Origin of the sequence: Roseateles depolymerans (assembly GCF_003387155.1) — a bacterium.
In the GTDB taxonomy this organism is placed as follows: Bacteria; Pseudomonadota; Gammaproteobacteria; order Burkholderiales; family Burkholderiaceae_C; genus Roseateles; species Roseateles depolymerans.
On sequence record NZ_QUMT01000002.1, the window covers coordinates 1,199,355 to 1,222,544 of the forward strand.

The following is a 23,190-nucleotide window of genomic DNA, read 5'->3' on the forward strand; positions in this document are numbered from 1 at the left end:
TCAAGGGAAGGCAGCGGCCACCAAGCGCCGCTTCGACAGCTGCGCTGCCACCAGCGACACCACCAGCACCGCGAGGATGGCCGCGGCCAGGCCCATCGCCGACGGCTGCGCCATGCGCAGCAACGTCCGACCTGGCGTCCAGGCGATCAGCCCGGCGAAAAGTGCGACGGTCACGAGGGCCACCAGCCAATACGCATGTGCGCCGGGTTCCGTCAGCGACCGCCATCCATTGCCGAGCATGACGTTCTGCGCGACCAGCATCAGGTTGCCGACCATCAACGCAACAATGGCCAGCGTGCGGGCCTCCTCCGCCGGCAGATCCCATCGCAGCGCAACGCAGTACACCGCCAGGGTGGCGACCAACAGCAGCCCTCCCTGGAGGAGCCCGGTGGTCAGGTGCCGAAGGGCCGGGACGGTTCCGCCCCGGCGGCGTGGTGGACGCTGCATCAGGTCCGAGGACGCCGGCGCGTTCTCGAACGCCAGCGAGCACATCGGATCCACCACCATCTCCACCAGCACCACATGCACCGGCCCCATCAGGGGCGGCAAGCCGATGAGCAGCGGGAGCAAGGTCAGGCCGGCAATTGGCACATGGATGGCGGCGATGTAGGCGATGGCCTTGAGCAGGTTGTCGTAGATCCTCCGCCCCAGGCGGATACCGCCGATGATGTGACTGACGTCGTCGTCCAGCAGGACGATCCCTGCGGCCTCCCTCGCCACGTCGGTGCCGCGTCGCCCCATCGCAATGCCGGCATGCGCGGCATGCAGCGCGGGCGCGTCATTCACGCCGTCCCCGGTCATGGCCACGACTTCATCGTTGGCTCGGAGTGCCTGGACGATGCGCAGCTTGTGCTGCGGACGCACGCGGGCAAACACCCTCACCTGTCGAACGGCCTCGCGCAGATCGAGGTCGCTCAGACCCTCCAGGGCAGCGCCCTCCAGCACCCCGCCACTGACGTCAATCCCAGCCTGGCCCGCAATGGCCATCGCCGTGGCGACGTGATCGCCCGTGATCATGAAGACGGCAATGCCAGCCGCCCGGGCATCAGCGATCGCGGGCGGGACCGCCGGGCGCAGGGGATCTTCAAAGGCCAACAGGCCTGTGAACTGGAATGCCTGATCGTGCAGCGCGGCAGGCGTGTCTTCGGCGCACCGGGACTGCGCCACGGCAATGACCCGAAGGCCCTGCGCGGCCAGCGCAAGGATCTGCGCGTTCAACGTGGCCAGCTCCTCGCCGCCAAGGCCGCAGAGCCGCGCCACCGCCTCCGGAGCACCCTTGGCCGCACACCAGCGGCCATGGGCCCCGCTCCAGAGGTTGGCCATGACCAGGCATTCCGGCGTCATCCCATCGTGCCTGACGAGGCGTCGGTCCTGCGCAAGCCAGTCTTGCTGCAGGTCACTCAACCCGTGGGACTCGATGGGCAGGGACAGGATGTCGAGGTCCATCGGATCCACGCTGCCCGGACTCACCGCGGCCTGCGCCGCCACGATCAGGCCACGCCCGCTGGGCGAGAGTTGCGAGATCTGGGCCTTGCGTTGGCTCCGATCCGCCGGCAGCATCAGGCGGTTGCCAGCGACGTGCAATGCCCGCACCGCCATCCGGTTCTCGGTCATGGTCCCCGTCTTGTCCAGACAGAGGACGGTGCACGCCCCCAGCGCCTCGATGACCGCGGATCGCCTGACCAGCACCCGGATCCGGCTCATCCGCCAGGCTCCCAAGGCAAAGAACACGGAAAGCACCATCGGAAACTCTTCGGGAAGCATGGACATCCCGAGGGCGATCGCCGCCAGAAGGCCCTCCAGCCACCGGCCATGCAGGGCCCCGTACCACAGCGCCAGGGCCGCACAACTGGCCAGGGCCAGCACGGAGAACGCCAACGCCAGGCGCCGGATCTGCTCCTCCAGCGGGGAGCGAACCTGTTCCATGCCTGCCAGCGACGCGCCGATGCGGCCGAGCTGGGAGTCTTCGCCAATGGCCACCACTTCGGCGACGCCTTCTCCCCGGACCACGAGGGTGCCGGCAAACACCTGGCTGTCCTCGCAGCCAGAAGGCCTGGCGCCGCTAAAGGAACTCGCTACCGGGCTGTCCGCAGCACCTTCGCGGGTCGGCCACGCGGCTTGCCAGTTGGGGCCCGCCGCCACCTTGGCGACCGGCGCCGACTCGCCGGTCAGCATCGATTCATCCACGGACAGGCCGCTGGAGGCGATGACAACGGCGTCCGCCCCCACCCGCTCGCCCTCGCCGATCAGCAAGGTGTCACCGGGCACCAGCTCCCGGGCGTCGATCACGCAGGCGGCGCCGTCTCGCTGCACCCGTACCTTCGGTGCACTCAGCTCCCGCAAGGCGTCCAGGGCCCGTGCGCTGCGCCATTCCTGAAAGATCACCAGCCCCACGCTCAGGAGCGCAAAGCATCCCAGCATCAGCCCCTCACCCAGGTCGCCAATCAGCACATAGAGCGAAGCGGCGAGCAGCAGCAGCACAAACATCGGCTCCCGCACGACGCTGGCGAGCAAGGCCGACCACCGAGAGGGCTTGGCGCGCGCCAGGTCGTTGTAGCCCGACACCTGGCGGCGCTGGGTCACCTGCGCGGACGTCAGACCCGCAGAGGCCCGCATGCCGGGCTCATCCGTCCAGTGGCACGCCACCGGACCAAATGGCGACCCAGGTGTCATGCACCTCACGCTGCCAGGTCAGGCAGGCATTGGGCCAGGCCATCCACAGGCCCAGCAGGATCAGGGCGGGGTCCTGGGTCTCTTCACTGGAGCCGACGGCGAGACTGCCGGTCGGGGACTTGGCTCCGCAATCGCGGGTGCGCCGGGACGGCACAACGGACGGGTTAATCTCCAGCATGGCAGTCTCCAGTGGATGCAAGACTGCAATGTAGGCGCGCCGCTTGGCGCGGCCTTGATATCGCGCAAACTTGCTCCCGTCGCAGCGAGCGGTGCCACCAGCCTCCAAGCGGGCATCGACCGACAAGCGCCGCCCTCGGCACACAAGAACAGATGGAGACCGCATTGACCCCCGTGACTCCCCCCTTGCGTCGCAGACACGCCCTGCGGCAAACGGCTCAGGCGCTGGGCGTGCTGGCCGCAGCGACGGCCCTGGGTCCAGTTGCGCTGTCGACGGCCAGCGCTCAATCCCAAACCAGCGGCGCCGCCGCCAGCAATGCCACCGGCAATGCCGCCAGCAGCGTCGCCACCCGCAGCGCCACCGACTGGCCCACCCGGCCCGTGCGCATCCTCACCCCCTTCCCGCCCGGCGCCGGCCCTGAGACCGTGGCGCGCATGGTGGCCGAGAAGCTCCAGAAAAAATGGGGCAAGCCAGTCATCGTGGAAAACAAGCCGGGCGCCAATGGCTTCCTGGCCATCGATGCCTTCAAGCGAGGCGCGCAGGACGGCCACGACCTGATCCAGCTGGACAACGTGCACCTGGTGGTCTACCCGCATCTGTTCAAGAAACTGCCCTATGACCCGGTGAAGGATTTCGACCCCCTCACGCCCCTGTTCCGCACCTACTTCTTTGTCGGCGTTGCCGCCTCCAGCAAGTACAAGACGGTCGCAGACCTCGTGGCCGAAGCCAAGGCCCGTCCCGGCGCGCTGAACTACGGTTCATGGTCGGTGGGCAATGCGGTGCATCTGGGCGCCGCCCAGCTGGAGGCCTTGACCCACACGCAGATGCAGCATGTCGTCTACAAGGACACCTCCATGCTTTACGCCGCCGTGGCCAGCGGCGAGCTGGACTTCGCGCTCGGGTCCATGGCCACGGCAGGGCCGCTGCAAAGAGCGGGCCGCATCCGCTTCATTGCCGTGGCCGCGCCGCATCGCCTCCCCGCTTTCCCGGACCTGCCGACCGTTGCCGAGTCCGGCGGTCCGGCCGGTTATGAGGTGACCGGCTGGACCACCCTGGCGGCCCCGCGCCATCTGCCCAAGGCGGTGGCGGACAAAATCCAGCGCGACATCGAAGCCGCGCTGGACGAGCCGGACCTGCGGCAGCGTTATGCCACCTTCGGCTATGAGCCATTTCCGGTAACGCGAGATCCATTCAGCCGCTTCATGGCGGCCGAATCATCCAAGTACGCGGACATCGTCAAGCGCTTGAACATCGCGCTGGATTGACCCCGTCGCCGCTTGCGCCGCTTGCGCTGCTGGCAATCAGGCAGGCTCAAGGGCCCTTGTGGGACGCGCGGCGACATCGCGAGCATGCGTCTGTGCCGCGGGCCGGACTGAGTGCGCCGCATGCGCCGTATGCGCCGTATGTGCCGTATGCGCCGAACGGGCCGACAGCGCCGACAGAACCGACTGCGCGGATGGAGCGGAGTGATCCGATGGTGCCGTCGGCGCCGGATGACCGTCCGACTTGAACACGTTGATCGCCTCACTCAGCCGCCCGGCGCGCGTCTGCAGCCCGTTGGCCGCTTCAGCGGACGCCGCCACCAGCTGGGTGTTCTGCTGAGTGGCGTGATCCAGCGCGGAGACGGCCTGCGTGACCTGGTCGATGCCCAGCAACTGCTCGGCAGACGCACGGCTGATCTGCTCGATGAGCGTATTGACCTCCCCCACCTTACCGACGATCGCGGCCATCGACTGGCCCGCATCATCCACCAGGGCGCTGCCCACACTCACCCGCTCAACGCTGTCCTGGATCAGCTGCTTGATCTCACGGGCGGCGGAAGCTGAACGCTGGGCCAGGCTGCGCACCTCGCCCGCCACCACCGCAAAGCCACGGCCCTGCTCGCCGGCACGGGCAGCCTCGACCGCCGCATTCAGCGCCAGGATGTTGGTCTGGAAGGCGATACCGTCGATCACACCGATGATGTCGGCAATGCGCTTGGAGCTGGCGCTGATCTGATGCATGGTGTCCACCACGCGCTGCACGACCTCCCCGCCTTTGGAAGCGGCGTCGTGGGCATCCCCCGCCAACGAGGCGGCGGCCCGCGCCGTGTCCGAGTTGGCCCGCACGGCCACTGTCATCTCGCTCATGGAGCTGGCGGTCTGCTGCAGCCGCTCGGACGCCTGTTCGGTCCGCTCGCTCAGCTCCCGGTTGCCCGCAGCGAATTCCTCGCTGGCCTGACGCACCCCGTGCACCTGCTCGCCCACGTCATCCACCAGGCTTCTCAGGTTGAGGCCGGACTGGTTGACCGCCCGCATGAGCATGCCGATTTCATCCACCCGGTTCAGATGCAGGTTCTGCCCGGCCTGCCCGGCCGCCACAGCCTGTGCCTGGGCCAGCACCGCTTTCAGCGGCCCGACGATCTGCTGCTCCACCAGCCAGCACTTGAGCACCGACCCCACCAGCATCAGGCCGGCAATGATCCCCAGCTCTTTCGCATCGAGCCCCGCCAGCACGCCGCCGATCATGGCCAGCGCGACCACGCCGAAGATGGCCAGGCGCAGGCGCCAGCTCAGCGGCATCGTCTGCCCGAGGGAGCGCCAGGCGGACCACCCACCGTGAACGATCAGCCCGCGGTGAAAGCGGCGGCTGCCCGCGCGCTGGTCCCGGAATGCCGCATAGGCCTGTTCCGCCGCCTGCACTTCCTCTCGGGAAGGCTGGGTTCTCACCGACATGTAGCCGACCACTCGGCCTTCGCGCACCACTGGCGTGGCATTGGCGCGGACCCAGTAGTGGTCGCCGTCCTTGCGGCGATTCTTGACCAGGCTGGTCCAGGACATGCCCGCCTTGAGCGTCGCCCACATGTCGGCAAACGCCTCCTTGGGCATGTCGGGATGGCGCACGAGGTTGTGCGGCTGGCCCATGAGTTCTTCGGGGGTGAAGCCGCTCACCTGAATGAAGGCTTCATTCGCATACGTCAGGTAGCTGTCCTTGTCCGTACTGGACATCAGGGTCGCGCCCTCAGGAAAGGTGTATTCGCGCTGCGTAACCGGCAGATTGCTTCGCATCGGGACCTCCAGCTTGTGGTGGGCAGAGACTAGGGAATCCCCCTTGCCAGTTCAATGTCCCTGCAAAATCATCCCGTGACGCTTCGCACTGAAAAACAGCGTTGATTTCGGATGACCGCCGAATGACGCGATTTGCAATGATGCCGATGGGCACTGCGTTTGCCGTTTGACTCAGTTCCATTCAGAAGGGTGTTCGTGATGTCCCAAATCCCTGCTCCCGACAAGCCCAAAGGGTCTCCATTGCCTGAACCAACGGGCGTGGCCAAGCCCAATGCCGGCCATCCCGCAGCTGTGCCGGACCATGCGTTTGAAGAATCCATTGCTGGAGAAGAAGATCCCGGCGCCAGCCTCGACAACAATGCCAACGGGGTACCGCCGCCCCAGCGCCCGCAGAGCCGCTCCGGCTCGCCGCGCTGAACGTCATCAGGAGCCGCCATGAAAGACACTGCCAGCGACACCCGCAATCCTGACCCCCACCGCGTCAACGTGACCGACGATGAAGAGCGGACCGAGCCCGGCGACGGCATGGGCGTGGCCCATGACCTGGTCCAGCCGGCCGTCGACGATGTGGGCACCAGTGCCCGTCGCGTGGAGGAGTGGCTGCAGCAGCACCGCTGATCGGGCACATGCCTTGCCACCTCCCGGCAGCGCCAACGTCGGCAAAGCCAGGAGTGTCCCAGCATGGATGCAGCGTCCAGATCTTCCCCCGCGACCCCGTCGTCGCCCTCATCCCCGACTTCCCTCTCCCCCTCTCCCTTCCCCACCCCAGCGGCAACGGATACAGCCTCCGGCCTGCCGCTGGCAGCGTCCAGCTGCGCCACCGCCGCGCCCTGCCTCGGTGATGCGCTGGCGGCGGATGTCTGCCGCGCCCATGAAGCGGGGCTCGGCACCGATAGCCTGCAAGATCCATTGACCGGCGTACGTCGCCGCACGATGCTCATCGCCGGCAGCGCCTGTGCCGCCGGCTCCGGGTTCGCCCTGGAGGCCCAGGCCCAGGTTCCCAACCCCCGTCCGCCCGCTTCGCAGGAGGCCCTCATGGCCACGTCCCAGGTCACCCTGACCGTCAACGGCCAGAGCCAGACGCTCTCGCTGGACAACCGCACCTCGCTGCTCGACGCCCTGCGCGAGCACCTTCGTCTGACCGGCACCAAGAAAGGCTGTGACCACGGCCAATGCGGCGCCTGCACGGTGCTGCTGGACGGCCGCCGCATCAATTCGTGCTTGACACTGGCCGTGCTGCATGACGGCGCCCAGGTCACCACCATCGAAGGTCTGGGCACGCCGGAGAAGCTGCATCCGCTGCAGGCTGCCTTCATCAAGCATGACGGCTACCAATGCGGCTACTGCACGCCGGGCCAGATCTGCTCGGCCACTGCCGTGCTGGACGAGCTCAAGGCCGGCATGCCCAGCCATGTCAGCGCCGACCTGAACGTGCGCCCGCTGCTGTCCGCCGAGGAACTGCGCGAACGCATGAGCGGCAACATCTGCCGCTGCGGGGCCTATTCCAACATCATTGACGCGATCACCGAAGTCGCCGGGAGGCCCGCATGAAGCCCTTCACCCTGGAACGGCCGGAGACTCCGGCCCAGGCCGCCGCCGCCGCGGCCCGGCAGCCCGGTGCCCGCTTCATTGCCGGCGGCACCAACCTGCTGGACCTGATGAAGCTGCAGGTGGAGACGCCCACCCATCTCATCGATGTGAACCGCCTCGCGCTGGACCGCATCGAGCCGACGCAGGAAGGCGGGCTGCGCATCGGCGCGCTGGTGCGCAACAGCGACCTGGCGGCCGACCCTCGCGTGCGTCGCGATTACGGCGTGCTCTCCCGCGCGGTGCTGGCCGGCGCTTCCGGTCAGCTGCGCAACCGGGCCACCACCGCCGGCAACCTGCTGCAGCGCACCCGCTGCCCGTATTTCTACGACACCCAGCAGGCCTGCAACAAGCGCCAGCCGGGCAGCGGCTGCAGCGCCATCGACGGCCGCAGCCGCCAGCTGGGCATCGTGGGCGTGAGCAACGCCTGCATCGCCACCTATCCGGGCGACATGGCCGTCGCCATGCGCACCCTGGATGCCGTGGTGGAAACCGTGCGGCCCGACGGCCAGACCCGTCGCATCCCCATCGCCGACTTCCACAAGCTGCCGGAGAACACGCCCCACATCGAGACCACGCTGAGCGCCGGAGAGCTGATCACCGCCGTCACGCTGCCGCGTCCGGTGCCCGGCGTGCACATCTATCACAAGGTGCGAGACCGGGCGTCCTACGCCTTCGCCCTGGTATCGGTAGCAGCCATCGTGCAGGGCAACGGCCGTGGACGCATCGCGGTGGGCGGCATCGCGCCCAAGCCCTGGCGGATGGACGCGGCCGATGCCGCCATGCCCCAAGGCTCCCAGGCCATCGCGGCCCGCCTGCTGGCGGACGCCCATCCCACATCGGACAACGCTTTCAAGATCCCGCTGGTGGAGCGAACCATCGCCGCCGCCCTGGATGAAGCCCGGCAAGCAAGGACACGCGCATGAAGTTCGACCGCCCCGCGACCCAGAACCCCATCGATCAGCTGCGTGTGGTTGGCAAGCCGACCGACCGGATCGATGGCCCCCGCAAGACCACCGGCACCGCGCCGTATGCCTACGAACGCCATGACGTGGCGCCGCAAGCCGCTTATGGCGTGATCGTGGGCGCCGGCATCGGCAAGGGCACGATCCGCCGCATGGACACCCAGGCGGCCGAGGCCGCTCCCGGCGTACTGGCCGTGGTCACCGCCAGCAATGCCGGCAAGCTCGGCAAGGGCAAGTTCAACACGGCCCATCTGCTGGCCGGCCCCAAGGTCGAGCACTACCACCAGGCCGTGGCCGTGGTGGTGGCCGAGACCTTCGAGCAGGCCCGCGCCGCCGCCGAACTGGTGAAGGTGGACTACCAGGCCGAGCCTGGTGCCTACAGCCTGGCCAAGGCGATGGACAGCGCCAAGCCGCCCAAGGGCGATGAGCAGACGCCGCCCGAGACCAAGGTCGGTGATTTCGACTCAGCCTTCAGCCAGGCCGCGGTGAAGCTGGACCACACCTACACGACGCCGGACCAGTCCCACGCCATGATGGAGCCGCATGCGTCGCTGGCCATGTGGGAAGGCGACAAGCTCACCGTGTGGACCTCCAACCAGATGATCGACTGGGGACGGGGCGACCTGTCCAAGACGCTCAACCTGCCCAAGGACAAGGTGCGCTTGATCTCGCCCTTCATCGGTGGCGGTTTTGGCGGCAAGCTCTTCCTGCGCGCGGATGCGGTCATGGCCGCACTCGGCGCCAAGGCGATCGGCCGTCCGGTGAAGGTGGCGCTGCAGCGTCCGCTGATCATGAACAACGCAACGCACCGCCCCGCCACCATCCAGCGCATCCGCATCGGTTGCGGCAAGGATGGCCGCATCAGCGCCATCGCCCATGAAAGCTGGTCCGGCGACCTGGAAGGCGGACAGCCTGAAACCGCGGTGGCCCAGACCCGGCTGCTCTATGCCGGCGCCAACCGCTATTCGGCGATGAAGCTGGCGGTGCTGGACCTGCCCGAAGGCAATGCCATGCGAGCCCCGGGCGAAGCGCCCGGCCTGATGGCGCTGGAGATCGCCATCGACGAGATGGCGGAGCAGGCGCAGCTCGATCCGGTGGAATTCCGCATCCTCAACGACACCCAGGTCGACCCGGAAAAACCGGAGCGTCCGTTCTCACAGCGCCGTCTGGTGGACTGCCTGCGCACGGGGGCCGAGAAGTTTGGCTGGCAGCAGCGCACCAAGCCGGGACAGCGCCGCGAAGGCCACTGGCTGATCGGCATGGGCGTGGCCTCGGCCTTCCGCAACAACCTGGTGATGAAGTCGGCGGCACGGGTGCGGCTGGACCAGCGCGGCGTGGTCACGGTGGAAACCGACATGACCGACATCGGCACCGGCACCTACACCATCGTGGCGCAGACCGCCGCGGAGATGATGGGCGTCGGCCTGGACAAGGTGGTGGTGCGGCTGGGCGACTCCAACCTGCCCGTCTCCTGCGGCTCGGGCGGCCAGTGGGGCGGCAACAGCTCCACCGCAGGCGTGTACGCGGCCTGCATGCAACTGCGCGAGATCATTGCGCGCAAGCAGGGCATGGACCCGGAGAAGGCGGTGTTTGCCGACGGCGCGGTGCGCGAGGGCGGCAAGTCGGTAACCCTGGGCGATGCGGCCGGCCATGAAGGCCTGGTGGCCGAGGACAAGATGGAGTACGGAGACCTGGACAAGAAGTACCAGCAATCCACCTTCGGCGGCCATTTTGTCGAGGTGGCGGTGAACGCCTTCACCGGTGAGATCCGCGTGCGGCGCATGCTGGCCGTCTGCGCTGCCGGCCGGATTCTCAACCCCAAGGCCGCCCGCAGCCAGGTGATCGGTGCGATGACGATGGGCGTCGGCGCGGCGTTGATGGAAGAGCTGCAGGTGGACGAGAAGCGCGGCTTCTTCGTCAACCACGACCTGGCGGGCTACGAGGTGCCGGTGCATGCCGACATTCCCCACCAGGACGTGATCTTCCTCGACGAGACCGATCCGATCTCCTCCCCGATGAAGGCCAAGGGCGTGGGCGAGCTGGGCATCTGCGGCGTCGGCGCCGCGGTGGCCAACGCCATCTACAACGCCACCGGCGTGCGGGTGCGGGAGTACCCGGTCACCCTGGACAAGCTGCTGGCGAAGATGCCGCGCGTGGCTTGAGCGCTCAGTCCGCCGCTGCGGGGGCCGAGGCCCCTGCCGGCGGCAGGCTGCTGCGCGCCAGGTCCATGGCGGCGGCCAGTTGCGCCGCCACCTGGTCGGTGTCGTAGGGCTTGGCCACCAGCGGCACATCCGGTGCTTCTTCAATGCGCACCGGATGGCCGCTGGCCAGCACCACCGGCAGCGTCGGCTTGAGCACCTTGAGTGTGCGGGCCAGATCCACGCCGCTGCGGGTGCCGGGCATGACGATGTCCGACAGCACCACGTCCACCTGGGCGCCGCCGCGCAGCAGGTCCAGGGCCTGGTCCGCGGTGGGGGCCGTCATCACACTGAACCCGAGGTCTTCCAGCGCCTGGGCGGTGAGTTCGCGCACCGAGGCATCGTCCTCCACCAGCAGCACGGTGCCGCCGTAGCGCTGGCCGCTGGCGGGGGCCTGCGCTTCCAGCGCGCGCGTCCGGCCCAGCGAACGCGGCAGCCACAGCACCACTTCCGTCCCCAGGCCGATCTTGCTGTTGAGCGTGGCGGTGCCGCCGGTCGCACGGGCCAGCGCATACACCTGCGCCAGGCCCAGTCCGGTGCCCTGCCCCACCGGCTTGGTGGTGAAGAAGGGTTCGAAGGCATGGGCCATCTGGTCCTGCGTCATGCCGTCGCCATCGTCCACGACGGTGATGCAGACATAGTCCCCCGCCAGAAGATCGGTCACCTCGCCCGCCACCACCTGACGGTTGGCTGCGCGGATGGTCAAGCGTCCGCGTCCGTGCAGGGCATCCCGCGCATTGAGCGCCAGGTTCAGGATGGCCAGCTCCAGCTGCACCGGGTCGGTCCGGACCGGCCAGAGGCCGTCCTCCATCTCCAGGCTGCTGTCGATGGCGCTGCCCACTGCGCCGCGCACCAGCTCCATCAGCTCGGGCAGCTGTTCGCGCAAATCCAGCACCGATTCATGGCCCACCTGTTGCCGGCCAAAGGCGAGCAACTGACGCGTCAACTGCGACGCCTTGGCCGTGGCACGCTGGCAGGCGGCCAGCGCCTGGTCGGCCCGCGGGTCCGCGCTGAGCTTTTTGGCCAGTTGCAGGCCGGTGGTCATGGTCTGCAGCAGGTTGTTGAAGTCGTGGGCGATGCCGCCGGTCAAGCGGCCCAGCGCTTCCAGCTTCTGACTGCGCAAGGCGGCTTCCTGCGCCAGCCGGGCCTGCGCCACCGCCGCTTCGATCTCGGCGCGCATGCGCTGCTCATGGCCGGAGCGTTCCTCGCTGGCCGCCACCAGCGCACGCTGCACGATGTCCACATCCTCCAGGCCGCTGGCCGTGGCCTGCACCCGCTCGCCGCTGCCCATGGCCAGCGCATCGTCCCGCAGCCCCTGCAGCGGGCGCACGATGGACCCGCCGATGCGCCGCGCCACCAGGGTGGCCACCACGATGAAGATGAAGGACACGCACAGCGTGACGCCGAACGCCATCCAGGCGGTATGGGCCAATTGGCCTCGACTCAGGCCGATCAGCACCAGCCAGCCGGAGTCCGGCGCGCGGGCAAACACGGTGAACACCGGCACGCCGTCCAGCGTCTTGGTTTCCACCACGCCGCGGTCGGCCTTGGCCATGGCCTCCAGCATGGCAGCGCTGGCCCGCTGGCCGGCGCGCTTGTCGGGGTCCAGCGTGCGGGCGGCGACATACCCCTGGCTGTCCAGCACCACGCCCAGCCAGCCCTTGGGCAGCGGTTGCTGGCGGAAGATCTGCTGCAAATCCGTCACCGGGCTGCCCAGGCCCAGCCGCATCGGCTGACCGGCGACGGTCACCGGCACCCGGACGGCGAAGCTGAGCCGCTTGTCATGAGGGCCGGTGTAGAGATCCGACACCATCAAGGGTCTGTTGGGCGTCACGCCCGTCCGGAAGATCGAGGTCTTGGGCAGCGCCACGCCCCAGTCCACCCGGGTATTGATCATTTGCTGACCATCTTCGCGCGTCAGCGCGATGGTGCTGGCCGACCCTGCCACCAGCCGGCGGGCTTCCGCATGGAATTGGTCCAGGCGCCCCTCCGCCAGGCTGGGCGCGATGCTCAGCGCCTGCAGCATGGCGCTGCGCACCGCCATTTCCCGGTCGGTCACCAGGCTCAGCGCTTCCGCCGTTTCCATGGCGGCATTGATGGCCGCCCGCTGCTCCGTCTGGAAGACAGCCACCCCCGCCATCATCGACAGCAGCAAGGTCGGCAGCACCATCAGCCACACCATGGCCTTCAACTTGCCGCTGATGGAACTGGACCTCAATGGCGGGGCAGTGACTGCGGCGGCGGAGGGCATCGACGGATTCTAGAGGCCGGTCGATTCTTTGCCTGGCCCGGCGGCAGTGGGATAAACGCGAAAGCGGATCGTGAATCGCCCTTTGCGTGCAGTCGCTCTTCATTGCCGACCTTCCGTCGAGATGACAAAACGGTAAGCCAATGTCAGCAGTCGTTTGTGCAGAATGGGGATCATGAAGCTTTTGCTGGTGGAAGACGAAATCAAGCTGGCCGACTACCTGCGCCATGGTCTGACGCAGGAAGGCTTCATCGTGGACGTTGCCAACGACGGCATGCAGGGGCTGCATCAAGCCTGCGAAGGCCAGTACGACCTGATGGTGCTGGACGGCATGTTGCCCGGCCTGGACGGCCTGGCCGTACTGGCCGCCCTGCGGCAGCACAAGCAGACGCAATCCCTGCCAGTGCTCATGCTCACCGCACGCGGCGATGTGGAAGACCGGGTCAAGGGGCTGCAATCCGGCGCCGACGACTATCTGGTCAAGCCCTTTGCCTTCTCAGAACTGGTGGCGCGACTGCATGTGCTGATGCGCCGCAGCCAGGGGCAGCACGGCGGGGACGCCACCGTGCTCAAGCTGGGCGACCTGGAACTGGACCTGCTGCGCCGCAAGGCCCAGCGCCAGGGGCAGCGCCTGGACCTCACCGCCAAGGAATTCAGCCTGCTCACGCTGCTGCTGCGGCGCCAGGGGGAGGTGCTGTCCCGAACCGAGCTGGCTGAGCAGGTCTGGGACATGAATTTCGACAGCGAGACGAACGTGGTGGAAGTGGCCGTGCGGCGTTTGCGGACCAAGCTGGACCTGCCCTTTGACACGCCCCTGGTCCACACCGTGCGCGGCATGGGCTACGTGCTGGAAATGCGCACCTGAATTCACGTCCAAAACTGTTTCGGACGTAGCGGCGTGTTCATTCAAAACCGCGCAGATCCCTGATTCCATCGGGCATCCATCCCCCGGGAGGGGGAATGAAGCTGTTGCCATGAAATTGCAATCGGTTGCACGCAGTGTGTCCAGCTTGCAGGACACTTCTGCGGTCCGCTGCACATCTGCAGTGCGGTTGATCGCCTGTGCGACGCCGGGCACGTCGGTTGCTCAATGCCTCCGATGCCGAATTGCGGTTCAACTTTCCTGAAGTTGGGCATCGATGAAATCTCTCGTCCCTGGGAACGGGCACGCGGTTTGCCACTGCTCTTCCTTGGAACACGTTGGAGCGAATTCATGGTCATGTCCTCTACAACAATCAGTGCGACGGTCCCCCGTGGCAACTACCTCCTGGCCCAATGGCCGCAGGAGGAACTCGCTCGCGTGCTGCCCCATCTTGAAGCAGTGGAACTGCTCAAGGGCCGGGTGCTGTTTGAAGCCGGCGCTCCGTCGCCGCATGTTTTCTTTCCCGCCAGCTCCATCGTGTCGCTGATCTATACGACGCACGCCGGGGCCTCCTCGCAGGTCGCGATGATCGGTCCTGAGGGTCTGGTGGGCGTCTCGTCGCTGCTCGGCGGTGAATCTCCCGCCTCCCGCGCCGTGGTGCAGCGGGCCGGCCTGGCCTATCGGCTGCGACTGAATGTGCTGAAGGAAGAATTCCTGCGTGGCGGTCTCGTCACGCATACCGTGCTGCGCTATGTGCAGTCCCAGATGACGCAGATGGCGCAGACGGCGGTGTGCAACCGCCATCACTCGCTGGAGCGTCAGCTGTGCCGGTGGCTGTTGCAGGTGCTGGATCGTCAGCATGGGCATCAGGAACTCTCTGTCACGCAGGAGCTGATCGCCAACATGCTGGGGGTGCGCCGCGAAGGGGTGACCGAAGCGGCACAACGCCTCCAGGCCGCCGGCCTGATCCGGTACACGCGAGGTCATATCGCGGTCCTGGATCGGCCGGGGCTGGAAGCACGGGCTTGCGAATGCTATGCCCTGCTGAAGCCGGACTTCCAGCGGCTGCTGCCTCAAGCTGTGACTGAAACTCACGCGACCACCTCTGCCGCCTTCGCGCCAGTTGCTGTCCAAGCCTGAGACGGAACCACTCCGTCACTTCAACAAACCCGTTCACTCCCAAAAACTGCAGCCACGCGGCTGCGGTTTTGGCGCGTGGAAAAAACGTGGCAAGAAAACGGCCGGTGCCTGAGCAACGTCCGCGGTCATTCCACATTCCACGCAAAGAGGCCTGTAAGGGCCTTTTTTCATTGGCCTTGCGGCCGATGAATCGCGACCTTGTGGGTCACGGGTCCTACTGCCCTTCCCTGTGCCGGGCGATCACCCCGAAAGGCCTTCACCCGGCACTGGAAGGACGGCTTGGGCAGGACCTCCGAAGACGTCCCGTCCAAGCCTTGCCACCACCAGGGCCGAAGCCCCGGAGGTTGCCGTCCGATTACTTCTCGCCGCGGTTACGACGACGGGCCACGAAGCCCACAGCAGCCAGGCCGCTGATCAGCATGGCGTAGCTGGCGGGTTCCGGCACCGGCGAAGCGAAGTTGATCGAGCCGCCACCCTGGCTGATCACGAAGCCAGTGGGGGTGACCGTCACTTGCGACGTGGTGTTGGAGAACGAGGTCAGGCCCAGCAGGTAGGTGGGGCTCGAGAAGCCGTCCACCAGCCAGTTGATGTTCAGGCCGGCGTTGGCCGACGGATTGAACGAACCGTTGCCAGCGGGCACGGTGGCCACGTTGCCCCAGTTCAGGTTGCCCGAAGCCAGGGCCACTTCGCCGGTGGCGGACTCGCTCCACTGGGTGCCGTCGAACGTGTAGTTCGAGGTGCCGTTGAAGCCGTACAGCGTGTAGGTCAGCGAGGTCAGCTGACCCAGGGTCACCGTGGTGGCCGGGTCGCCCGAGCTGATGGTGCCCGTGCCGCTGAACTTGATGTACATGCCGTAGTCGCTGTTCAGGCCAGCGGGCAGCACCGAGGTGCCACCCAGCTGGGCAGCGCTGACGGCCAGGTAACCTTCTTCAGTGAAGGTGTTGGCACCCGTGAAGTTGATCGTCGAGTAGTTCGAGATCAGCAGGTTGTCAGCCGTGAAGGCGTCACCGGCGAGACCAGCTTTGGACGGGTCCCAGGTGAACGAAGGAAGTGCAGAAGCACTGGCGCTAGCGGCAGCCAGGGCGAGAGCCAGCAGGGTACGCTGGAACGCCGGAGACTTCCGGGAGAGCAAAGGCAGGGTCATGGTGGTTGCTCCGATATAAAGATGTCCGCACCTCGCGGACCAACGGCATTTCGCCACCGTGAGAAATTCACGTCTGTGCGCCCACCCACAGTGCCCGGGCACTTGTCACCTCCAGGGGGGACTACAGACCAAGCGTTTCTATGGTTGACCCCGCATTCATGGGGGATCGAATTGGCATCTCAACAACACGATCCGAAAACCGACGCACTGCCAATTACTGCGGACTTCCTCCCGTTTTCCACGTCATGAAAGTCCAGGGGGGACACCACAATTTGTGGATCGTTGTTGTTGCCAGTGAGTCGCCGGTCATGAGCAAGTCTTCTGCCACCACTTCCGCCCTGTCCTCGACCGCCGTATCGGGCGTCGCCGGACTGATGCTGGGCCAGATTGTCCTGGCCCTGGCGATTCACCACGGACGCAGTGTGGAGGGCCTGGGTTTTGCGCTGGTCTTCCTGGTGGCCGGCGGCGCCGCCGTCGCCTGCTTCCTGGGTCACCGGCACCAGGTGCGCCGGCCACGGACGGAGCCCGCGCCGATGCGGCTGTGGATTGCAGCACTGGCAGCGGGCGTGATGCTGTCGATGTGGCTGGCGGGCGCGGTCGGGCCCTGAGGGCCTCGCCAGGCGCGAGTCCTTCGCGCTCTACACCTCAGGCCCCTCAGGCCCCTCAGACCCCATTCCCCGGCGTCGTGATGCCCCAGCGCGCCAGCGCTTCATCGTCCGTGACGCGGGCATCCACCCAATGGGCCCCTTGCGGCCCATGTTCCTTTTTCCAAAACGGCGCCTGGGTCTTAAGGTAGTCCATCAGGAACTCACAGGCCTGGAAGGCCTGCCCGCGGTGCCGGGAGCTGACCAGCACCAGCACGATCTGCGCACGGGCTTCCAGCGGCCCGACCCGATGGATGACCCGCGCACCGCGAATGTCAAAGCGCCGGAAGGCTTCGTCCACCATCGCCTCGATCGAGGCTTCGGTCATGCCCGGGTAGTGTTCCAGCTCCATCAGCGTGACGGGGCTGCCGTCCGCGCCGTCCCGCACCGTCCCGACAAAACTCACCACCGCCCCCACGCCGCCGTCCTCCGCCCGCAAGGACAGGGTTTCGGCGCTGAGGTCAAAGTCTTCGGTCTGGATGCGGACGCGGGGCGAATTCATGCGGCGCATTTTCTCATTGGGGCGCCCTGCCCTGGGTCTTGATGACTTCTTGACGCGCCGCCGCCAGGTCTTGCCACCGTCTGGACAGCCGTTTTCCTACCCTGCGGGCATCGTCACCACAGCGTCTTGAAGACGCCCCTTGCATGAGACCGGTGCTCATCCTCCAGCACGAACCCGCCCAGGGTCCCGGCTATCTGCTGCAATGCCTGCGTGAGCATGGCCTGGACGTGGAACTGCTGCGGCCCGACCTGGGCGACCGTCCGCCGGCCTATGCCGGTGACTTCAGCGGTCTGGTGCTGCTGGGCAGCGACCATTCGGTGCAGGACCACCTGCCCTGGATTGCCCGGGAGCGGCTGCTGCTGGCGGACGCCCTGCGGCTGGGCCGCCCGGTGCTGGGACACTGTTTCGGCGCCCAGCAGCTGGCACGAACGCTGGGGGCGCCGGTCCACCGCAATCCGCGGCCGGATATCGGCTGGCGCGAGCTGTGGATCACGCCGGCGGCCCGCCATTTGTTCGACGGCCAGGACCGGCTGCTCAGCTTCAACTGGCACCACGACAGCTTCCAGATGCCGCCTGGGGCCACCCGCACCCTGTTTGGCGTGCACAACCTCAACAAGGGGTTTGCCCTTGGCCCGCATCTGGGCCTGCAAAGCCACCTGGAGGTCACCGACCCGGGGCTGCGGGCCTGGTGCGCCCAGGGCCGCGCCGAGCTGGCGCAATGCCACGGGCCCACGGTCCAGACGGAGCAGGAAATCCTGGCGGACCTGCCGGAGCGGCTGGCCCGGCTGCGTCGCGCGGCGCGGGCGGTGTATCACCACTGGATCGGGCATCTGGACCGGCGGCCGGTGTTTGTGAGGCCGCGGGCGGCCTGAGGGGCCTGGTGCCGGCTGGGAACAGGCTATCCTTGGTTCAGCCCCTTTGAACCGCCCAAACCCAACGATGCGCACCTCATTGATCCTGGCCCTGCTGCTCCCCCTCAGCGCCTGCGGCATCAATCCTGAATCGGCCTATCCGCTTCTCCAGGCCAGAGAACGACAACAATGCGGGGCGTTGCGGAGCCAGTCGGACTACCGTCAATGCATGGACCGAACGAGTGTTCCTCAGGAACGCTACCGGGTGGAGCGCGCGCGAGCCACGTCGGACCGCGAATAGCGCGGCCCTCCCGGGAAAGGCCCACGCCCTGTCATTGACGCTGCCCCGACGCGCAACCGGCTAGGCCCCTCAGACGTTCCCGGCGGACACGACCGGGCCAGACGGCTGCCCCGTCGGTGATCCACCGGCAGGCTCCAGGCTGACTGCAAAGGCCTTGGTCCCCTTGAGCAACCCCGCGCGAACCACGGTTGTCGCGCCGTCGCCGGAGGCCAGCAAGCCCAGCGACCGTGGCGTGCCTTCGGCGGGCACGGCCCACAACTCCAGCGCCTGAGATGCTTCGATCTTCATCGGCCCCAGCGGCTTGAGCACCAGGGCCCGGCCGTCCGGCGACACACTGGCCACGAAGCCGGTCTTGGACAAGGCCAAGCCCTGCGGCGTCTCGTGCAGCACCACCACGATCGGCGCCTGCGGCTCGACCGGGCGGATCACCAGGAAGCCCAGCGCCACCGACGCTGCCAGCGCCGCCGAGCCGATCACCCGCCAGACCCTCAATTGACGATCCTGATGACGATCCGGCCGCACCAGCGACACCGGTGACACGGGCGACGGCGCCTGCGCGTCATTCGCGGCACCAAACAGCTTGCGCTGGATGCCGATCCACACGCGGGCAGGCGGCTCCACCGGCTGGATGCGATTGCCCAGCAGTTCCAGCCGATCAGCCCATTGAGCGGCCGCCGCAGCCAAGGCGGGATGCGCCGGAAGCAGCCGTTCAAACCGCCTTCGGGCGCCACCGCGCAGCAAGCCCGCGGCGTATTCGGCGGCGAGGCGATCCGCGCGCTCGGGATGTCCGTAATCCATCAGGCCACCCTTCCCTCGGCACGCACCTGCCGCACCGCGCGGTCCAGGCAGCTGCGCAGGCTTTGCAGCCCGCGTCGCACCCAGCTCTTGACCGTGCCCAGCGGCTGACTCATGTGCTGGGCGACTTCCGCGTGGGACAGCCCCTGGTAATAGGCCAGGGCCAGGCAACTGCGCTGTTCCCCCGTCAAATGCTGCATGCATCGCTCCAGATCGTTGGCCCGAGTGGCGTCGTCCAGCAATTCGAGCGGGCCGGGCTCGTCGCTGCGCAGGGTCGCCAGCACATCGACATCGTCGTCATCACCCGCACCGCCCGAACCGCCCGCACCGCCGCCGAGGCTCGAGAAACGGCTGATGGTGACCGGCTCTGACGACTTGCGCCGCAGGCTGTCGATGGCCCGGTGGCGGGCAATGGTGGTGAGCCAGGTCATGACACGGCTCTGCGTGCTGTCATACCGCTCCGCCTGCCGCCACACCGCCATGAACACTTCCTGCAGGAGTTCCTCGGCGGCGCTGCGATCCCGGTTGATGCGCAGCACCACCGCAAACAGCGTGGGGCTGGTGAGCTCGTACAGCGACTGGAAGGCCTGACGGTCCGCGCGGGCCACGCGTTGCATCAGGCGCTCCAGCTGCGCGTCCCGCTCGTTCGGTGCGGTCGGCCCAGCACTGGACGCGCCGGGGGCACCGGACGCACGCTCATCGCGGGGCGCCGTCATGGCGCCCCCTGGTGCAGCCGCCTCGCCCGGACCTGCGGGCCCCGACGACCGCGCCGAATCACCGCGCCGCCCCCACGGTCCAGAAGATGTAATCCGCCTGATAGTTCACCGTCTTGCGCTGGCTGACGGTGGAAGCGTCGCAGGCCGAGGTCGGCGCAACGCCGCCCTGGGTGGCCACCCGCTGGATGTAGCTGACGCCCTGCATCGCACCGGCGCCCATGGCCGGATTGGCCTTCACGAGCTGAAGCGGAATATTGCCCGGCGATGCCGGTGCTACCGCCACCTGCGTGCCGGTGACCTTGGAGCCGTCCTTGGCTTCCCAGGTGGCCGGGGGGCCGTAGTACTTGCCAACGGTCTGCTGCTGGCGGTCCATCAGCGTTGCCGAGGGCCCGACAAACACCCATTCAAACTGCCCGGCCATGTCCTTCTTGGCCCGGCATTCATAGTCGATCGTGCCCACGCCCACCGTTTCCAGCGCCACTCGATGCCCTTCGGGCACCTGGACGCCTGCCGGCAGGCTGGCCTGGGAAAACATCGGCTTGGCTTTATCGCCCATGTTGCCGGACATGGCACAGGCGCTCAGCACAGCCGCGCCCATCAGGGGCAGCGCCAGGCGCGTGAAAGGGATACGTCGAGCATTCAGACTCATCATGGTGGCTCCTCCATCAGCAGCTGCGTCGACATGATGCAGCCTAAGGAGCATTACGCAGGACGCCGATGAACGGATGCAAGGGTTTCCCTCCACCCGTTGACGGATTTTCCGGCGACACGCCCCGATGACGTTCAAGCACCCAACCCGATGATCTGCACCTCCAGCAGCCGCTCGACCAGCCAGACCGCCGCAATTCCGGCCACCAGCACCGAGCCCGCCCGGAGCACCCAGCGCCGGTAGCCTGACCAGCGTCGCGCCCACCAGGCGATGGGCACCACCAGGCTGACAATGGCGAGCTGTCCGGCCTCCACGCCCAGGTTGAACAGCACCAGCGGCGCCGCCAGCTCGGACCGGGACAAGCCCAGGTCCTTCAGCGCACTCGCAAAGCCGAAGCCATGGACCAGCCCGAACACGAAGGTGAATCGCCAGGTCGAATCCACCACGACGGGCCGCAGATTGTTCAATGCCGCCAGCAGCACGCTCAGCGCGATCAGACTTTCCACCCACCGCGACGGCGGCTGCACCACGTCGAACACCGCCAGCCCCAGGGTGATGGAGTGGGCCACGGTGAAGGCCGTCACCACGGCCACCACCCGGCCCACGGCGGGACGCCAGGCCTGCGCCGGCACCCAGTGGCCCGCGTCTCGTCGCAGCACGGCCGGCAGCAGCAGCACCACCAGGAACAGCACATGGTCGACGCCGACCCAGATGTGGTGGACACCGTCCCGGAAAAGCGCCGCCCAGCGCCCGCCAGTTGACGCTTCAGCGTCGGAGGGACTGTTGGAGTCCTGCCTCAGCAAGGAGAACGTCGGCGCATCCGGCGCCAGGACCGTGGTCCGCGACACGCCTGTGTCACGCCACAGCAGAATGCCCCGATGGGTCGGGTCGCTCGCCGCGAACAGCCGGTAGGTCACGTCGGCCGTGCCCACGCCGCCGCTGCAGGTCCAGGTCCGTTGCAGCACGGCATATCGGCCGTCGCTGTGTTGCTCCAGTTGCAGCGCTGACGCGGGTCCGGGCTCGCAGGGCTGCTGCAAGGCATCCAGGATCCGCCACACGATGGCCTGGTCGACCAGGGACTGAATGTCCTGGCGGCGGGCGCGCACCTCCCCCCAGGTCAGCAAGGCATTGCCATCGGCGTCCAGCACCAGCTCGCGGTCCAGATCGCGCAGGGCGACATCGGTCCGGACAGTGACCTGTTGTGCATCCACGCTCATCCGCAGGTAGGCATCGCTGGCCTTGTGCGCCTCCACGGGAGCCATCCAGGTCAGCAGCGCGAGCCACAACAAGGCCATCAACCAGGGCGTGATCGGCCGCAGGCGCCTCCACGATGACGCCAGCCACGGAGTGACACTCGTTGCGGCCATCACGGCTGGATCTCCAGTCGCCGGTCCTTGAGCGCCTGTGAGCGAACCAGCGCCATCACCGGCTCCGCCGCCGAGGGCTGCCCAGCGGCTCGTGCGGCCCGCACCAGCAGCACGGCATCCGCAGGCTCACGCTGCTGGCGCCAATTGAGCTGAGCCTGCTGAAGGGCGGTGCCGGCCTGGTGGCGCACGTCCAGCGCAAAGCGGGCGCGCTCCCGGGCATGCGCGGTATCGCCCCTCAGGGCGGCTGCCTCGAAACGGTCCTGCATCTGGTCTGCGGCACGCGCCGCGTCCGGGTGGCCAGACCGCTGCCAGGCGATGGCCACCCGCAGGAGCAGCGCGTCCGGCACATCGTCCAGCGTTGTTGCGCTCGAAGGGTTCCCCAGCGCCACGGCGGCTGCTTCGGCGGGTCGGCCATGATCCAGCAGCCAGTCCGCATAGGCCGCACGCGCGTACACCCCGTCATCCAGGGACAGCGCCTGGGCATACAAGGCACCCGCCCCCGCGCTGCCCGCCCGCTCGGCCCCTTCGGCACGCAGCAGCGCCAACCAGGCGTGCGGCGCTGCCGGGGAAGCGTCCAGGGCCTGCAGCGACTGCTGCAGGTCCGCGCCCCGTCCCTGCAGGCTGTCGAGCTCCAGGAGGCAGGCACGCCCGTGAGGCAACGAGTACGGAGGCGCAGCCAGACGCTGACAACCCACCCGAGCCTCGTCCCAGCGTCCGACCACTTGCAGCACAGCGGCGCGTGTCAGCGTGGCCTGTGCGTCCAGGGTCGAGGGCAGCCGAGGTGTGGAGAGGACACGGTCCAATTCCTGCAACGCGCCGTTGAAGTCGTGACGGGCCTGCAGCACCATCGCCTTGAGCAGCCGCGCACCCGGCGGCGCCGAGGGATCGTTCCACCATGGCTGGAGCCAGGCTTGTGCGGTTCCCAACGGCCGCGGGTCTCCGTCCCGCCGTGCCTGCTCGATGGCCTCGCGGGCGGCACTCAGCGCCAGGCCCAAGTCCTTGGGGCGCTGGGCCAGCAGCTTCTGCGCCGCGCGCTGGCGGGCCCGTTCCTGCGCGGAGGCGGTGCGCAGGGGCAGCCGCTCCACCACTTCATCGTCGCTGCGGGGGGTGACAGGCGCCGCGATGGCGGGTGCCGGAGCCACCACTCCCCCCAGCACGCCCAGCACGCCCAGCACGCACAGCGCGCACAGCGCGCCCACCGTGCCGAGCGTCGCCGCCACGGCCCGCGGCCTCCGCCTCCCCCGTGCGCGGACGAAAGGGGCAGCAGCGGCAGTAGCGGCACCAGCGGCAGCAGTGGTGACCAGCCGGCCAAGGCGCTCCAGG

Annotated in this window: 21 protein-coding genes; 10 read left to right on the forward strand and 11 right to left on the reverse strand. The window is 67.7% G+C overall.

Going from position 1 to position 23,190, the window contains the following annotated elements:
• On the reverse strand, positions 1–2,616 hold the full coding sequence (locus tag DES44_RS13135) for a cation-translocating P-type ATPase (RefSeq protein WP_058935334.1): 2,616 nt from the start codon (positions 2,614–2,616) through the stop codon (positions 1–3).
• 7 nt (positions 2,617–2,623) lie between these two features.
• Positions 2,624–2,851, reverse strand: a complete 228-nt coding sequence (locus DES44_RS24695) for a hypothetical protein (RefSeq protein WP_147307081.1) — start codon at positions 2,849–2,851, stop codon at positions 2,624–2,626.
• 203 nt (positions 2,852–3,054) lie between these two features.
• On the opposite strand from DES44_RS24695, the gene DES44_RS13145 reads away from it, so the two are divergent.
• Positions 3,055–4,116 carry a Bug family tripartite tricarboxylate transporter substrate binding protein gene (locus DES44_RS13145; protein WP_375137527.1) on the forward strand — a complete coding sequence of 354 codons (1,062 nt, stop codon included), beginning with the start codon at positions 3,055–3,057 and terminating at the stop codon, positions 4,114–4,116.
• Between the two features lie 36 nt (positions 4,117–4,152).
• On the opposite strand, the gene DES44_RS13150 is transcribed toward DES44_RS13145, so the two are convergent.
• Positions 4,153–5,898, reverse strand: a complete 1,746-nt coding sequence (locus DES44_RS13150; RefSeq protein WP_083525624.1) for a methyl-accepting chemotaxis protein — start codon at positions 5,896–5,898, stop codon at positions 4,153–4,155.
• Between the two features lie 198 nt (positions 5,899–6,096).
• On the opposite strand from DES44_RS13150, the gene DES44_RS24700 reads away from it, so the two are divergent.
• The 5 genes from DES44_RS24700 (at position 6,097) to paoC (ending at position 10,612) form a co-directional block, all read left to right on the forward strand.
• Positions 6,097–6,315: a hypothetical protein gene (locus tag DES44_RS24700; protein WP_147307082.1), complete on the forward strand. Its 219-nt coding sequence runs from the start codon at positions 6,097–6,099 to the stop codon at positions 6,313–6,315.
• An 18-nt stretch (positions 6,316–6,333) separates the two neighbouring features.
• Complete coding sequence (locus DES44_RS13155) at positions 6,334–6,516, forward strand: DUF3606 domain-containing protein (protein WP_058935336.1); 183 nt, start codon at positions 6,334–6,336, stop codon at positions 6,514–6,516.
• A 315-nt stretch (positions 6,517–6,831) separates the two neighbouring features.
• Positions 6,832–7,449 carry an aldehyde dehydrogenase iron-sulfur subunit PaoA gene (paoA, locus tag DES44_RS13165; protein ID WP_058935337.1) on the forward strand — a complete coding sequence of 206 codons (618 nt, stop codon included), beginning with the start codon at positions 6,832–6,834 and terminating at the stop codon, positions 7,447–7,449.
• Positions 7,446–8,411, forward strand: coding sequence for an FAD binding domain-containing protein (locus tag DES44_RS13170; protein WP_058935338.1), 966 nt, complete (start codon positions 7,446–7,448; stop codon positions 8,409–8,411). The genes paoA and DES44_RS13170 overlap by 4 nt, the downstream gene beginning before the upstream one ends.
• Entirely contained in the window at positions 8,408–10,612 is a 2,205-nt protein-coding gene (paoC, locus tag DES44_RS13175; protein ID WP_058935339.1) for an aldehyde oxidoreductase molybdenum-binding subunit PaoC, read from the forward strand. The genes DES44_RS13170 and paoC overlap by 4 nt, the downstream gene beginning before the upstream one ends.
• Before the next feature lie 4 nt (positions 10,613–10,616).
• Here paoC and DES44_RS13180 read toward each other — a convergent pair whose 3' ends face one another.
• On the reverse strand, positions 10,617–12,899 hold the full coding sequence (locus DES44_RS13180; protein WP_147307083.1) for a hybrid sensor histidine kinase/response regulator: 2,283 nt from the start codon (positions 12,897–12,899) through the stop codon (positions 10,617–10,619).
• 172 nt (positions 12,900–13,071) lie between these two features.
• On the opposite strand from DES44_RS13180, the gene DES44_RS13185 reads away from it, so the two are divergent.
• A complete protein-coding gene (locus DES44_RS13185) occupies positions 13,072–13,761 on the forward strand; it encodes a heavy metal response regulator transcription factor (protein ID WP_083526056.1) in 690 nt (229 codons plus the stop codon).
• A gap of 354 nt (positions 13,762–14,115) precedes the next feature.
• A complete protein-coding gene (locus DES44_RS13190) occupies positions 14,116–14,898 on the forward strand; it encodes a Crp/Fnr family transcriptional regulator (protein ID WP_058937431.1) in 783 nt (260 codons plus the stop codon).
• A 355-nt stretch (positions 14,899–15,253) separates the two neighbouring features.
• On the opposite strand, the gene pepA is transcribed toward DES44_RS13190, so the two are convergent.
• Entirely contained in the window at positions 15,254–16,042 is a 789-nt protein-coding gene (gene pepA / locus DES44_RS13195; RefSeq protein ID WP_058935342.1) for a flocculation-associated PEP-CTERM protein PepA, read from the reverse strand.
• Between the two features lie 308 nt (positions 16,043–16,350).
• Here pepA and DES44_RS13200 point away from each other — a divergent pair, with 308 nt between their 5' ends.
• Positions 16,351–16,650: a hypothetical protein gene (locus DES44_RS13200; RefSeq protein WP_058935343.1), complete on the forward strand. Its 300-nt coding sequence runs from the start codon at positions 16,351–16,353 to the stop codon at positions 16,648–16,650.
• A 55-nt stretch (positions 16,651–16,705) separates the two neighbouring features.
• Here the strand turns inward: DES44_RS13200 and DES44_RS13205 are convergent, their stop codons facing one another.
• Positions 16,706–17,188: a molybdenum cofactor biosynthesis protein MoaE gene (locus DES44_RS13205; protein WP_058937432.1), complete on the reverse strand. Its 483-nt coding sequence runs from the start codon at positions 17,186–17,188 to the stop codon at positions 16,706–16,708.
• Positions 17,189–17,331: 143 nt separating this feature from the next.
• On the opposite strand from DES44_RS13205, the gene DES44_RS13210 reads away from it, so the two are divergent.
• Positions 17,332–18,060: a type 1 glutamine amidotransferase gene (locus DES44_RS13210; protein ID WP_058935344.1), complete on the forward strand. Its 729-nt coding sequence runs from the start codon at positions 17,332–17,334 to the stop codon at positions 18,058–18,060.
• Between the two features lie 349 nt (positions 18,061–18,409).
• On the opposite strand, the gene DES44_RS13215 is transcribed toward DES44_RS13210, so the two are convergent.
• The 5 genes from DES44_RS13215 to DES44_RS13235 form a co-directional block, all read right to left on the reverse strand.
• Positions 18,410–19,138: an anti-sigma factor gene (locus tag DES44_RS13215; RefSeq protein ID WP_058935345.1), complete on the reverse strand. Its 729-nt coding sequence runs from the start codon at positions 19,136–19,138 to the stop codon at positions 18,410–18,412.
• Positions 19,138–19,851, reverse strand: a complete 714-nt coding sequence (locus tag DES44_RS13220; RefSeq protein WP_058935346.1) for a sigma-70 family RNA polymerase sigma factor — start codon at positions 19,849–19,851, stop codon at positions 19,138–19,140. Before DES44_RS13220 ends, DES44_RS13215 begins: the two co-directional genes overlap by 1 nt.
• Positions 19,852–19,909: 58 nt before the next feature.
• Entirely contained in the window at positions 19,910–20,503 is a 594-nt protein-coding gene (locus tag DES44_RS13225) for a DUF3455 domain-containing protein (RefSeq protein WP_375137519.1), read from the reverse strand.
• 131 nt (positions 20,504–20,634) lie between these two features.
• On the reverse strand, positions 20,635–21,867 hold the full coding sequence (locus DES44_RS13230) for a HupE/UreJ family protein (RefSeq protein ID WP_232309779.1): 1,233 nt from the start codon (positions 21,865–21,867) through the stop codon (positions 20,635–20,637).
• Positions 21,867–23,087: a hypothetical protein gene (locus DES44_RS13235; protein ID WP_058935348.1), complete on the reverse strand. Its 1,221-nt coding sequence runs from the start codon at positions 23,085–23,087 to the stop codon at positions 21,867–21,869. The genes DES44_RS13230 and DES44_RS13235 overlap by 1 nt, the downstream gene beginning before the upstream one ends.
• Between the last annotated feature and the right edge of the window lie 103 nt (positions 23,088–23,190).

Excerpts from the sequence above, each read along its gene's own strand:
- DES44_RS13180 (WP_147307083.1), bottom strand. The coding sequence starts at position 12,899 with ATGCCCTCCGCCGCCGCAGTCACTGCCCCGCCATTGAGGTCCAGTTCC.
- paoA (WP_058935337.1), top strand. The coding sequence starts at position 6,832 with ATGCTCATCGCCGGCAGCGCCTGTGCCGCCGGCTCCGGGTTCGCCCTG.
- DES44_RS13135 (WP_058935334.1), bottom strand. The coding sequence starts at position 2,616 with ATGCGGGCCTCTGCGGGTCTGACGTCCGCGCAGGTGACCCAGCGCCGC.
- DES44_RS13170 (WP_058935338.1), top strand. The coding sequence starts at position 7,446 with ATGAAGCCCTTCACCCTGGAACGGCCGGAGACTCCGGCCCAGGCCGCC.
- DES44_RS13215 (WP_058935345.1), bottom strand. The coding sequence starts at position 19,138 with ATGGATTACGGACATCCCGAGCGCGCGGATCGCCTCGCCGCCGAATAC.
- DES44_RS13155 (WP_058935336.1), top strand. The coding sequence starts at position 6,334 with ATGAAAGACACTGCCAGCGACACCCGCAATCCTGACCCCCACCGCGTC.
- DES44_RS13210 (WP_058935344.1), top strand. The coding sequence starts at position 17,332 with ATGAGACCGGTGCTCATCCTCCAGCACGAACCCGCCCAGGGTCCCGGC.
- DES44_RS13205 (WP_058937432.1), bottom strand. The coding sequence starts at position 17,188 with ATGAATTCGCCCCGCGTCCGCATCCAGACCGAAGACTTTGACCTCAGC.
- DES44_RS13220 (WP_058935346.1), bottom strand. The coding sequence starts at position 19,851 with ATGACGGCGCCCCGCGATGAGCGTGCGTCCGGTGCCCCCGGCGCGTCC.
- pepA (WP_058935342.1), bottom strand. The coding sequence starts at position 16,042 with ATGACCCTGCCTTTGCTCTCCCGGAAGTCTCCGGCGTTCCAGCGTACC.
- DES44_RS24695 (WP_147307081.1), bottom strand. The coding sequence starts at position 2,851 with ATGCTGGAGATTAACCCGTCCGTTGTGCCGTCCCGGCGCACCCGCGAT.
- DES44_RS13190 (WP_058937431.1), top strand. The coding sequence starts at position 14,116 with ATGTCCTCTACAACAATCAGTGCGACGGTCCCCCGTGGCAACTACCTC.
- DES44_RS13185 (WP_083526056.1), top strand. The coding sequence starts at position 13,072 with ATGAAGCTTTTGCTGGTGGAAGACGAAATCAAGCTGGCCGACTACCTG.
- DES44_RS13225 (WP_375137519.1), bottom strand. The coding sequence starts at position 20,503 with ATGATGAGTCTGAATGCTCGACGTATCCCTTTCACGCGCCTGGCGCTG.
- DES44_RS13150 (WP_083525624.1), bottom strand. The coding sequence starts at position 5,898 with ATGCGAAGCAATCTGCCGGTTACGCAGCGCGAATACACCTTTCCTGAG.
- DES44_RS13200 (WP_058935343.1), top strand. The coding sequence starts at position 16,351 with ATGAGCAAGTCTTCTGCCACCACTTCCGCCCTGTCCTCGACCGCCGTA.
- paoC (WP_058935339.1), top strand. The coding sequence starts at position 8,408 with ATGAAGTTCGACCGCCCCGCGACCCAGAACCCCATCGATCAGCTGCGT.
- DES44_RS13230 (WP_232309779.1), bottom strand. The coding sequence starts at position 21,867 with ATGGCCGCAACGAGTGTCACTCCGTGGCTGGCGTCATCGTGGAGGCGC.
- DES44_RS24700 (WP_147307082.1), top strand. The coding sequence starts at position 6,097 with ATGTCCCAAATCCCTGCTCCCGACAAGCCCAAAGGGTCTCCATTGCCT.